The sequence below is a fragment of the Vreelandella alkaliphila genome (genome assembly GCF_016107625.1).
In the GTDB taxonomy this organism is placed as follows: Bacteria; Pseudomonadota; Gammaproteobacteria; order Pseudomonadales; family Halomonadaceae; genus Vreelandella; species Vreelandella alkaliphila.
In genome coordinates this window covers 462438-473522 of the sequence record NZ_JABASV010000001.1, presented here as the reverse complement: position 1 = coordinate 473522, position 11085 = coordinate 462438, and the positions used below count along the sequence as shown (strand labels likewise).

11 protein-coding genes are annotated in these 11085 nt (G+C 55.0%); 9 read left to right on the top strand and 2 right to left on the bottom strand.

Translation table 11 applies throughout. The annotated features are described in order from the left end of the window. Positions 1 to 74: 74 nt before the first annotated feature. The 9 genes from JFC11_RS02125 to JFC11_RS02085 all read left to right on the top strand — a co-directional run bounded on the left by JFC11_RS02125 (position 75) and on the right by JFC11_RS02085 (position 8507). The gene (locus tag JFC11_RS02125) at positions 75 to 842 is read left to right on the top strand and encodes a helix-turn-helix transcriptional regulator (RefSeq protein ID WP_038481501.1); all 768 of its coding nucleotides are present in this window, start codon (positions 75 to 77) and stop codon (positions 840 to 842) included. A 130-nt stretch (positions 843 to 972) separates the two neighbouring features. Next, the gene (locus JFC11_RS02120) at positions 973 to 1329 is read left to right on the top strand and encodes a RidA family protein (protein ID WP_095602695.1); all 357 of its coding nucleotides are present in this window, start codon (positions 973 to 975) and stop codon (positions 1327 to 1329) included. Position 1330: 1 nt separating this feature from the next. After that, a complete protein-coding gene (gene lhpI, locus JFC11_RS02115; protein ID WP_095602694.1) occupies positions 1331 to 2266 on the top strand; it encodes a bifunctional Delta(1)-pyrroline-2-carboxylate/Delta(1)-piperideine-2-carboxylate reductase in 936 nt (311 codons plus the stop codon). Positions 2267 to 2421: 155 nt separating this feature from the next. Next, positions 2422 to 3495, top strand: a complete 1074-nt coding sequence (gene dctP / locus JFC11_RS02110; RefSeq protein WP_038481511.1) for a TRAP transporter substrate-binding protein DctP — start codon at positions 2422 to 2424, stop codon at positions 3493 to 3495. A 57-nt stretch (positions 3496 to 3552) separates the two neighbouring features. Next, a complete protein-coding gene (locus tag JFC11_RS02105; RefSeq protein ID WP_038481514.1) occupies positions 3553 to 4098 on the top strand; it encodes a TRAP transporter small permease in 546 nt (181 codons plus the stop codon). Next, positions 4095 to 5369 carry a TRAP transporter large permease gene (locus JFC11_RS02100; protein ID WP_038481516.1) on the top strand — a complete coding sequence of 425 codons (1275 nt, stop codon included), beginning with the start codon at positions 4095 to 4097 and terminating at the stop codon, positions 5367 to 5369. Before JFC11_RS02105 ends, JFC11_RS02100 begins: the two co-directional genes overlap by 4 nt. 18 nt (positions 5370 to 5387) lie before the next feature. After that, positions 5388 to 6437: a histone deacetylase family protein gene (locus JFC11_RS02095; RefSeq protein ID WP_198348620.1), complete on the top strand. Its 1050-nt coding sequence runs from the start codon at positions 5388 to 5390 to the stop codon at positions 6435 to 6437. A gap of 10 nt (positions 6438 to 6447) precedes the next feature. After that, a complete protein-coding gene (locus JFC11_RS02090; protein WP_198348619.1) occupies positions 6448 to 7554 on the top strand; it encodes a class II histone deacetylase in 1107 nt (368 codons plus the stop codon). Beyond that, positions 7551 to 8507, top strand: coding sequence for a branched-chain amino acid transaminase (locus JFC11_RS02085; protein ID WP_198348618.1), 957 nt, complete (start codon positions 7551 to 7553; stop codon positions 8505 to 8507). Before JFC11_RS02090 ends, JFC11_RS02085 begins: the two co-directional genes overlap by 4 nt. Positions 8508 to 8554: 47 nt before the next feature. On the opposite strand, the gene JFC11_RS02080 is transcribed toward JFC11_RS02085, so the two are convergent. Both JFC11_RS02080 and JFC11_RS02075 read right to left on the bottom strand, forming a co-directional pair. Continuing rightward, entirely contained in the window at positions 8555 to 9664 is a 1110-nt protein-coding gene (locus JFC11_RS02080) for a pyridoxal phosphate-dependent aminotransferase (RefSeq protein ID WP_198348617.1), read from the bottom strand. Between the two features lie 25 nt (positions 9665 to 9689). Further along, complete coding sequence (locus tag JFC11_RS02075) at positions 9690 to 11072, bottom strand: FAD-binding oxidoreductase (protein WP_198348616.1); 1383 nt, start codon at positions 11070 to 11072, stop codon at positions 9690 to 9692. Positions 11073 to 11085 lie beyond the last annotated feature (13 nt).

Here is an 11085-nt window from a genome sequence, read left to right as displayed (position 1 = left end):
TTAGCGTTCTCTCGCTTTTCTATGGTCAGCCGTTTTATAGTGCAATCGTCAACGTAGAACCAAACGGTACGTCCATGGTCCAGTTTGAGCTGCATAACCGTAATTTAGCCCCCGAACAGGTATCCCACTCACACGATTTTCACCAGTTAATTCTGGCAACGTGTGGCGTGACTGAGCTTGCTATGGAAGGGCAGAGCGAGCGTGTCACGGCACGCCGTGGCTGCTTGATCCCGTCTTCTCGACACCATGAGTACCAAGGCGATGGCAGTAACCGCACGCTGGTGTTGGACATTCCTGTTAAGCACTTGGCGGTGTTGGAAAAAGGCAGTGAAATCGAGCGGCTATTCGACAAACCACGTTTTTTTACCGTACCTCCGGCGCTTAATCAGCTGACCCATGCCTTAACGAACCAGTTGGAGCAGTGCCCCGCGCTGCAAAATGAAATTGCCGTGCTGCTGCTTCGAGCGCTGTATATGTACCTTCAAGATGAGCCGAAGCAAGTTGCTGACCAGATCGGTGTTCGCTGTATCAGCGAACGGCTTGACCTGGAAAGGCTGGATGCGTGGCTGGATCAGCACTTGGCGGACGATATTCGGGTTGAGCAATTAGCCGCATTATGTGCGCTAAGCCCTGGGCATTTTCATGCCTGTTTTCGTGACCTAACCGGTGTGACGCCATTAGCATATGTTCAGCGCAGACGGCTTGAACACGCCCGTACGTTGGTTCGGCACAGCGCACTAAGCCTGGGCCATATTGCCATGCTGGTTGGCTTCCGTGACCAAGGAAGCTTTTCTCGCGCCTATCGGCGTTACTTTGAAATTGCCCCCTCCTCAGACCGTTAGCTTGGCAAACAGAAATCATAGCTCGATGAGTTACAACACTTACGGGCAAATTTGCCAGAGTTTCGGGCAAGCACGTCGCTCATCATCATCGTAGTCTCAAGAGGAACCTCATTTTCCTTGGAGAGACACCATGAGCGTTACCTATCAAGACAGCAATGCCCGCATGAGCCAAGTCGCGATTCACAACGGCACCGTTTATCTCGCTGGCCAAGTGCCCAGTGATGCAACGGCTGATATGCGTGGCCAGACCGAGCAAGTGCTCGCGCGCATTGACCAACTGTTAGCCCAGGCAGGCACCTCGAAAGAGCAGCTTATCTCGGCGCAAATTTGGGTCACCAGCATGGCCGAGTTTGACCAAATGAATGCTGCTTGGGATGCCTGGGTAGTGCCTGGACGCCCGCCTGTACGTGCAGCGATTGAAGCCAAGCTTGCCAAGCCGGAGTGGAAAGTAGAAATCATGGTTGTTGCTGCGCTGCCGGAGGCTTGATATGCGGGTTGTGTCTGCGGCGGAAGTGGAACGCTATCTAACCTGGGAAGGTTTGATTAAGCGGCTACATACCACCTTTGTGAACGGCGTTGAATCTCCGCCACGCCATCATCACGCGATGCATCGCCCCGACGGTGAAGCCACCATGCTGCTGATGCCTGCCTGGGAGCCAGCAGGCTATATCGGCGTCAAAATGGTCAACGTCTTTCCTCAGAACGCCCAGCACAATATTCCTGCTATTTCAGGGCTGTATTTGCTTAGTGAAGGTAAACACGGCCAACCACTAGCGTGCATTGATGGTAGCGAACTAACGCGCCGCCGCACAGCTGCTGCCTCTGCCTTGGCGGCACAAGCACTAGCCAACGAGGCGGCGGAAACGCTATTGGTGGTGGGAACTGGCAAGTTGGCCCCTATGGTCATTGAAGCCCATGCCAGCATTCGACCAATCAAACGTGTGTTGGTGTGGGGCAGGAACCCTGAAAAGGCTTCTGCTATCGCCGAGGCCTATGCCGACCGATTTGACACCCAGGTCGTTAGTGATCTGCAAGACGCGGTTGTACAGGCTGATATTGTCAGCTGCGTCACGCTCTCCACAGAGCCGCTAATTAAAGGTGAGTGGTTAACACCGGGCACGCATGTTGACCTTATCGGCGCCTTCCGCCCCCAAATGCGCGAAACCGATGCTGAGTGCCTGCGTCGATCTGTCGTATTTGTGGACACCTATGCAGGGGCTAAGGGCGAAGCCGGCGATATTCTTCAGGCAATCGATGAAGGCGCGTTCCGTTTCGAGGATATCAAGGCAGAGCTTGCTGAGGTGCTTGCGGGAACTAAGCCAGGTCGGCGCTCTGCAGAGGCCATCACGCTGTTTAAGTCAGTTGGCGCATCGCTTGAAGACTTAGCCGCGGCCATTGAAGTGTGGGAGGCCATTAACCAGTAGCTAACAGCCAGTAACTAACAGAGAGCCGAGTAGCTAACAGGGAGCCGTCACGTTCGCCTTCTACGGCTTTAACAATAACGATAATAAAACGATCGCTTACGAGTGGAAACGCCAGTCATAACGCAAACCAGCTAATAACCAAAACGAGGTAAGTTATGAAACCTACACAGTCTTTTTTATTCGCTGCCATGGCGGCTCTGCCACTGGCTATTGCCAGTGCCACCGCCCAGGCGCAGTCCTATGAAATGGTCATCGCCACACAGCTTCCAGAGGATATGAAGAATAACGAAATCTATCCTGCCCTGGTGCATTTCAAAAACCTTGTGGAAGCGCGCACCGATGGAGACCTTGAGGTCTCTATTTTTGGTGGTGGTCAGTTAGGTTCTGAAGTAGAAAACGGCTCAGAAGTGCAGGGTGGTCGTACCCTGCAATCGACCATTATGTCAGCGGGTGCAATGTCGTCGTTTTATGGCGACTACCAAGCGGTAACGGCACCCTTCTTGTTTACCAGCTGGCGCCAAGCGTGGAGCTTCTTTGACAGCGAATGGTTTGCTGACTTCATGTCCGGCACCGTTGAAGATGCCAATATGCGCTACTTAGGTACGTTCGATGATGGCGGTGGTTTTGTGGCCTTCACTAACAACGTGCGCTTGATTGAGACCATGGAGGATCTCGAAGGGCTCAATATCCGTACCGAAGAGAACCCCGCTCACGTGGCTATCATGCGCTCACTTGGTGCTTCTGCCACGCCCCTCCCTTGGGGTGAGCTGATTACTGCCCTTGAAACGGGGCTAGCGGATGGCCAGTTCAACGCTCCTGTGCTGAATACCACGTTCAACTTTGATGCGGTAACGGACTACACCACCCTGACAGGGCATGTGTACAACAGTGCTCCTTGGGTCGTCAGTGAATCCTGGTATCAGTCGCTACCGGAAACGCATCAACAGGCGTTAATCAGCTCTGCCCGCGAAGCGATTCAACTGAGCCACGGTATGTCTGGTGCGCTTGCCACCGCCAGTTGGGTAGAGTCCTGCGAACGTTTTGAAGCTTGCTACCTGATGCCTGATGCCGAGCGGGAACGCATGGCAGAGGTTGCTCGACCCGCTTGGAAAGAGTGGATTGTCGATGACTTCGGTATGGATGAAGCCCGAGTGCAGGGGCTACTTGACGAAGTCGAGCGGGTTGGTCAGCAGCTTGCAGATGATGATCTGCGCATATACGGCCAGTAAGACTTAGCGACGGACAAACGCTGGGGTAGAAAGGCTGCCTCAGCGTGAGGAATCACCATGAGCGTTTTACCCCCGTTACGCCGCCTAAGCGATCACATCAATCAGGCGGCGATTGTATTGTGCGTTGGCTGTATTTTATCGATGTTGGGTATTTCTTTTACCGCCTTTCTCTACAAGCTGTTTACCGGCAGCACGCTGAGCTGGACCTATTCACTGGCTCGGCTTTTTTTGCCATGGATAGGCTTTCTCTCCATGACCATTTCACTTCGCTATGGCGAGCATGTAGCGATGACGCTGCTAGTGCGTAGCCTGCCCAAAATCATGGTGAAAATAGCGGCGGTGATGTGTCTGGCAGTCCTCGGCTTATTTGCACTCATGCTTACTTGGTATGGCTGGGGCTACTTCACCAACGCGACTCAGGTCTACATGGTGTCGGATCAAATCCGCATTCCTAGCAAAGTGACGGCCATTGTTGTTCCTATCAGCGGCCTGATTATGTTGCTGCATCTCGTTCATGGCTTTGCACTGCTTGAGCACTTTACAAGCGAGCATGAGGTGATCGATGAGCTTCTTGAGAGTTCTGAAGGGGAGACCCGACCATGACGCCTACGATTATTGTATTTGTGCTGTTGCTGTTTATTGGGGCTCCCGTGGCGGTCGTCATGGCCATGTCCGGGCTGGCTGGTGGTTTCTCCCTGGGTGGAGAACGCATGCTCGGCATCATTGCTGACCGAATGTTTTCAGGGGTCTCTGGGTTTCTGTTAATTGCGGTGCCTTATTTTATTTTTACCGCCGAACTAATGAATCAGGGCGGACTAACCCATAAGCTGATTGCGTTTAATAATTCGTTATTTGGCCGTGTTCGTGGTGCACTTTCCCACGTCAATATTTCGGTATCGGTGTTTTTTGCCGGGTTAACCGGTGCCGCTGTTACTGACACCGTGGCAATCGGCAAAATCATGATTCCCGAAATGAAAAAGCAGGGCTACGACGCCGAGTACGCGGCCGCCGTTACGGCGTGTTCATCGATTATTGGGCCGATTATTCCACCCAGTGTGGTGATGGTGGTGTATGCAACGTTGCTGCGTGATATTTCGGTGATCGACCTTTTCGCGGGTGGCATTGTACCTGGGCTGTTGATGGCTTTAGCGCTGCTCGGCGTGAGCTTTTTCCTAGCCTGGAAACGGGGTTATCCCAAACAGGCGCCCACGCCGTTTAAAGTAGCGCTGATGTCGTTTGTGGTTGCGCTGCCTGCCATGGTGGTGCCGCTGATTATTCTGGGTGGCATTCTGTCGGGCTTAACCACCATCACTGAAGCCTCTGGGTTTGCGGCGGTGTATGCCATCGTGATTGGCGTCGTATTTTATCGGAATCTCACTTGGCGAAAAATTTGGGATGCGCTGGTCGTGACCGTACGCTTCTCTGGGGTGGTGTTTTTCTTGCTTGCCACCTCGGCGGTACTGGGCTGGTTTGTAACACGCTCAGGGATTGCCAGAGACGCTGCCGGGCTTATTACCACCTTCAGTGATGCCGCCTTCCTACAGTTAATGCTGGTGTGCTTACTACTGTTGGTGATTGGTACGGTAATGGACGTGTTACCTGCGCTCGTAGTGGTTGCGCCCGTACTTGTGCCAGCCATGATTCAGCTGGGTTTTGACCCGTTGCATTTCGCCATATTGATGATTGTGGTGCTTAACGTTTCCAATGTGACGCCCCCAGTGGGGATGACGTTGATGACGGCGGCCCGAATAGCCGAAGTGCCTTATGAGCGGGCCATTGTGGCATCACTACCATTTTATGTGGCTTTTATTGGCGTTATTGTGCTGTTAGCGGCATTTCCAGCGCTTTCAACCTGGATTCCCTCACTACTTTAAAAGGCGGATGTGCAACACATGAAGTGCTTCTACCACCCTGACCAGGACTACCATGCGCCGCCGACCTTTCTGCTGCGTGGACAGCCAGCACCATCACCGGAAGGGCCGGTGCGCGCTGAGCTGCTAAGCAAAGGGTTGGCCGCGGCTGGTTTGAGCCTGACGGCACCTAGTGAAACTGACTCGCCGATGCTGCGTAAACGTCTTGAGCAGATTCATACGCCGCGCTATTTACGCTTTTTGGAAACGATTTATGAGCGTTGGCAAGCACTGCCTAATGCAGCGGCGCTGGTGGCACCGAACGTTCACCCCTGCGGTGGTGCGAGCCACTACCCGAGCCACCCAGTTGGCCAGGCGGGCTGGCATTTGCACGATATGGCCTGCCCATTAAGCGAAACAAGCTTCCAAGGGGCATTAGCCTCGGCTGCGACAGCCGTGGCTGCAGCGGAGGAAGTGATGAGTGGTGCATCGCTCGCCTATCCCCCTCGCGCTTATGCCTTATGCCGCCCACCGGGTCATCACGCGGGGCCGGATAACGCGGGGGGCTTCTGTTTGTTGAATAACGCTGCTCTGGCTGCCAGCGTGCTGCGTGAGAAATTTGCCAAAGTAGCGATCATTGACGTGGATTTGCATCACGGTAACGGTACTCAGGATATTTTCTACTCCCGCGGGGATGTCTGGACTGGCTCTGTACACGTCGACCCAAGCGTTTTTTATCCCTTCTTCTGGGGGAGCGTGGACGAGATAGGGTGCGAAGAGGGTGAAGGTGCCAACGTCAACTTGCCTTTGCCCTTGGGCAGTGATGGCGAGACCTATCTTAACGCGGTGGCCACGCTGATTGAGCAACTCAACCGTTACCAGCCAGAGGCGGTCGTGGTGTCTTTGGGGCTGGATGTCCACAAGGATGATCCGCTTGCCGGGTTAAGCGTGGAAACCGAAGCCTTTGTGGCATTGGGTGAGCTGTTGAGCGGTTTGTCGCAGCCCACCGTGGTGATTCAAGAGGGCGGCTATCCGACTGAGCAGCTAAGCGCTAACCTTGCCGCCTTTATGCGCGGTTATCAGAGAAGTTGAGAGATGCTCAATGAGTAAGACAGGGTTTTACTGGCACGAACGCTGCTTTTGGCACGACCAGGGTGCCATTGGTGTTTTTTCTGCTCCCGGTGAATTTCTGCAGCCGCAGCCTGCTTCGGAAAGCCCCGAAAGCAAGCGGCGACTGAAGAATATTCTTGAAGTCAGCGGTCTGATAGATGAACTGAGGGTGGTCAAACCACCCGTTGTCGCGCAGCAAGACCTGCTGCGCTTTCACACCCCACGTTACCTGCAAATGCTTGAGGAAGCCGATGCGAGTGGCGGTGGCAATGGCGGTGACTGCGCGCCCTTTACACCTGGCAGCTGGGCCGCCGCAAGGCACTCCGCGGGGCTTGCCGTCGCAGCGGTAGAGGACGTGGCGCTTGGGCATGTTAATAACGCTTATGCGCTTTGCCGCCCTCCGGGGCATCACGCCGAGGCAGATCAGGGGCGTGGTTTCTGTTTGCTGGGCAATATCCCGGTAGCGGTGATGCGTGCCCGAGCCTTGGGGCAAGTAAAGCGGGTAGCGATTCTTGATTGGGATGTGCATCACGGTAATAGCCAGCAGTCGGCGTTTTACGCCGAGCCTGAGGTGTTCACCGTTTCCGTTCACCAAGCCGCGAACTATCCCCTTGATACAGGCAGTTTTGAAGAGCAGGGAGAAGGCGAGGGGCTAGGGGCGAATCTTAACCTGCCGCTGCCGCCGGGCTGTGGTTTGGGCGCTTATCGTTATGCGATGGAGTCGCTGGTGTTGCCAGCACTGGAAGCTTTTAACCCAGACTTAATCGTAGTGGCCTGTGGCTATGATGCCTGTGCCAAAGACCCGCTAGGCAAGATGCTGCTCAACAGTGCCGCGTTTGCCGAAATGACCGCACAGCTAAAAGCACTTGCCGCCCGTTGCTGTCAGGGGAAGCTGGTCTTCGTCCATGAAGGTGGTTACTCAGAAGGCTATGTACCGCTATGCGGACATAGCGTTATTCAAACCTTGGCAGGTAGCACCATTAGTGTCCCCGACCCGCAAAACGATGAAATTGCTGCCTGGGGATATCAAGCCTTACAACCGCACCAGCAAGCGCTAGTCGACGGCTGGCGCCAACAGTGGGAGCAAGTTACGCAATGACACCGCTTTATGATCGTGATGGCTGGATTTGGCAGGATGGTGAATGGCTGGCGTGGCGAGAGGCCAAGGTTCATGTGTTTACCCATACGCTGCACTATGGAATGGGCTGCTTTGAGGGTGTGCGCGCCTATGAAGGGGAGCAAGGAGCGGCACTGTTTCGCGTGGCTGAGCATACCCGCCGCTTAGCAGAGAGCGCCCACTCCTTAGATATTCCGATCGCTTTTAGCGAAGAGGCGCTGATCGAAGCTCAGCAGGAGTGCCTGCGTAAAAATCAGCTAACGAACGCTTATCTCAAGCCAACGGTTTTTCTTGGCGCGGAAGGCCTTGGCCTACGGGCCAAAGGATTAAGCACCCATGTGATGATTGCTGCCTGGGACCTTGGGCCGTATCTGTCGCCGCAGGCAACTCGCTGTGGGTTACGTGCGCTGACGTCTTCCTGGGCGCGCCACCACGTCAATATCAGCCTGTGCCGTGCCAAGACCAGCGGTCATTATGTGAATTCGATGCTGGCGCTGAATACCGCCGTGAAAGCAGGGTTTGATGAAACCATCATGCTCGATCCGGAAGGCTATGTGGCCGAAGCATCCGCCGCTAATGTTTTCTTATTGCGCGATGGTGTACTGCACACGCCTGAAGTAACGTCCTGCTTGCAGGGCATCACCCGCGACAGCGTGATCCAGTTAGCCCGCGAGGCGCTGGGCATTGAAGTGCGCGAACGGCGCATCACTCGCGATGAGCTGTATACCGCTGATGAAGCGTTCTTAACCGGTACCGCTGCGGAAATTCTTCCTCTGCGTGAACTGGATGGCCGCCGCATCGGGGTAAGGGCGGGTGCGCTGGCAGTTGACGCGCCGATACCGGACGACAGTGTGACCGCGCGCTTGCAGCGCCTGTATCGCCAAGCGGTGCGTGGCGAGCTGGCCGCGTTCAAGCACTGGTTAACGCCCGCTTAGGTTTATTGCCCGCTATTCGCTAACGTTTGAAGAATGCCTGACAGCCGTCAGGCATTCTCTTTAATGGCCTGCTCAAGAATCGCTAGCTGCCCTGGTTCCAGAGCATCCGCGACGGCGGTAATGCGTAAGACATGACCAAGTGCCGGGTGAGCGGGGCGGGCGATTAAACGGCCTGCTTCCAGTAGCTCACGGTTTACCCGCTCGGCCAGTTCGGCAGTTGGTAAGCGAATGCCGATAAAGTTGGTGGCGCTAGGCAGTACGTCGGCACCCAGTGCTTGGAAATGAGCCGCTAACTGTTCCCTGCGTGCTTTTACTTCCGCAATATGTTGGTGGACTTCAGCTGGGTGATCGAGCACGATTTCTGCGGCTGCCTGGGTAAAGGTGGATACCGCGTAGTGAATGCGCACCTTCATCATCAAGGCGAGCACATCAGGGTCAGCAATCGCATAGCCAATGCGTAAGCCTGCTAAACCGTGGGCTTTTGACAGAGTGCGTAGGCGAATGACACCTGGAAGTGCCTTGGCAGCGAAGTCACTGTTGGCGTCATCACGAAAATCGCCATACGCCTCATCCAGCAGCAGCCAGCAGGTGTCCGGCAGTGCGTCGCGCAGCTTGAGAATGGCACTGTCGCTATGCAGATGGCCGCTAGGGTTATCGGGGTTGGCTAAATAAACCAGCTGGGCATTTTCCTGGTGTGCTGCTGCCGCTAACGCTTCCAAATCAGGGGCCAGTAGGCCAGGGGCTTCAACATAGCTAGGTTCTACTAAGTGGCAACCCTGGCCTTTCGCAAAGTAACCAAAGGTTGGGTAAGTGCCCGCCGTACTAACCACGGTGTCGCCCGGTGTGCAAGTGGTGCGTAGCGCTAACGCGATTAGGCTATCGGCGCCGGCATCCACCAGCAAGTGATCGAGTGGTATACCCTGCTGGGCGCTTAGTCGCTGACGAACGCCGAGAGCTTCCGCATCGCCGTAACAATACACATGCTCGGCGACAGCATCGCCAAAATGTTCACGTAGCGCACGATGGGGCATGTCCAGCCCTTCATTAGAGCCCAATCGATGAGGGATTTCGCGGCCAATGCGGCGCTCCAAAACTTTAATCCCAGGAAACGGATTAAGGGGACCTTCACCAGTAAGATGATGGGGGTAGGAGGGCATATCGATATCCTAATAGTGAAAATTTTCAGCTCAAAATTTTACCGCGATTAAGCAACTGGTGTGGGTCAAACGCCTGCTTCAGTGTGTGCATTAATTCAATTTCCGCCTGAGAGCGGCAGGTGCTAAGCCAGGGGCGTTTTTCCAAACCAATGCCATGCTCTGCTGAAACAGAGCCTCCCAGCGCTTTAAGTGGCTCGTAAACCAGTGTTTCTACCGCGTGGCGCTCTTCTGGCGCATCGCTGCCAACGCTAACAGAAATATGCAGGTTGCCATCGCCAAGGTGGCCAAATACCACTAGGCGGCCATCTGGCCAGCGTTGTACCAGTTGCTTCTCTAATGCATCGGTATAGCGCTGCATATCGGCAATGGGGAGGCTGACATCAAAGGTGAAGATGGGGGCCAACCCCTTAATGAGCCCTTCAATATCTTCTCGTATCGCCCAGAGACCATCGCTTTGTGCACTTGATTGGGCAATCACCGCATCGACGATTAAGTCGTGTTCAAATGCCTGTTCAAGCGCTTCGCGGAACTGCTCTGCATGGTGAATTTCATCGTTGCCGAGTGATTCGATAATCACATAAAAGGGGTGCTCTGGTGGAATCGGGGGCGTGTGCCTCGCCAGTGTTTCGGTGAGCAGGCGATAGTGGTTTTGCCACATTACCTCAAACGCCCCCAGGCCACCCCCAAGCGCTTTGCCCATATGGCTTAATAGCCCGGTTAGCGCGTCAAACGAGTGGCACGCCACCAGTGCCGTTTGTTCGCTAGGGGTAGGCGGCTGAAGCCGCAGCACGGCGCGGGTAATAATCCCCAGGGTGCCTTCACTGCCAATAAATAGCTGCTTTAAATCAAACCCTGCATTGTTTTTCAGCATGCGATTCATGGAACTGACAACACGCCCGTCGGCCATCACTGCTTCAAGCCCTAGTACTTGCTGGCGCATCATGCCGTAGCGAATCACCCTGACACCGCCAGCATTGGTGGCGATATTGCCGCCAATCGTACAGCTTCCACGTGCGCCTAAATCCAGCGGGAACTGCAGACCTACCTCGTTAGCGGCTTCTTGAACCCGCTGAAGGGGGGCGCCCGCTTGCACCGTTATCGTACCGCCGACCTGATCAATCTCTTCGATAGCGGTCATGCGCTCCAGGGAAATGACCAGTTCTTCTGGGCTCGCCTCCGCGCCATGGACCAAACCGGTTAAGCCGCCGTGGGTCACGACGGGCTGTTTAAGCGCATGGCATGCCTGCATGACAGCCGCTAACTGTTCGGTGTCTGCCGGACGCACGATGGCGCCTGCTTGGCAGGGCGCGCCGGTCATCCAGTCAACACGGCGACTAGTGACATCATCGCCCGTGAGCACATGGGCAGAACCAACAAGTGTGCGCAGCGCCTCCAGGGTTATCTGCATGGGTGTTCCTTGG

What these genes read in the sequence shown, in the direction of transcription:
- JFC11_RS02125 (WP_038481501.1), top strand. Translation starts at nt 75, where the DNA reads ATGGTCCAGTTTGAGCTGCATAACCGTAATTTAGCCCCCGAACAGGTA.
- JFC11_RS02120 (WP_095602695.1), top strand. Translation starts at nt 973, where the DNA reads ATGAGCGTTACCTATCAAGACAGCAATGCCCGCATGAGCCAAGTCGCG.
- lhpI (WP_095602694.1), top strand. Translation starts at nt 1,331, where the DNA reads ATGCGGGTTGTGTCTGCGGCGGAAGTGGAACGCTATCTAACCTGGGAA.
- dctP (WP_038481511.1), top strand. Translation starts at nt 2,422, where the DNA reads ATGAAACCTACACAGTCTTTTTTATTCGCTGCCATGGCGGCTCTGCCA.
- JFC11_RS02105 (WP_038481514.1), top strand. Translation starts at nt 3,553, where the DNA reads ATGAGCGTTTTACCCCCGTTACGCCGCCTAAGCGATCACATCAATCAG.
- JFC11_RS02100 (WP_038481516.1), top strand. Translation starts at nt 4,095, where the DNA reads ATGACGCCTACGATTATTGTATTTGTGCTGTTGCTGTTTATTGGGGCT.
- JFC11_RS02095 (WP_198348620.1), top strand. Translation starts at nt 5,388, where the DNA reads ATGAAGTGCTTCTACCACCCTGACCAGGACTACCATGCGCCGCCGACC.
- JFC11_RS02090 (WP_198348619.1), top strand. Translation starts at nt 6,448, where the DNA reads ATGAGTAAGACAGGGTTTTACTGGCACGAACGCTGCTTTTGGCACGAC.
- JFC11_RS02085 (WP_198348618.1), top strand. Translation starts at nt 7,551, where the DNA reads ATGACACCGCTTTATGATCGTGATGGCTGGATTTGGCAGGATGGTGAA.
- JFC11_RS02080 (WP_198348617.1), bottom strand. Translation starts at nt 9,664, where the DNA reads ATGCCCTCCTACCCCCATCATCTTACTGGTGAAGGTCCCCTTAATCCG.
- JFC11_RS02075 (WP_198348616.1), bottom strand. Translation starts at nt 11,072, where the DNA reads ATGCAGATAACCCTGGAGGCGCTGCGCACACTTGTTGGTTCTGCCCAT.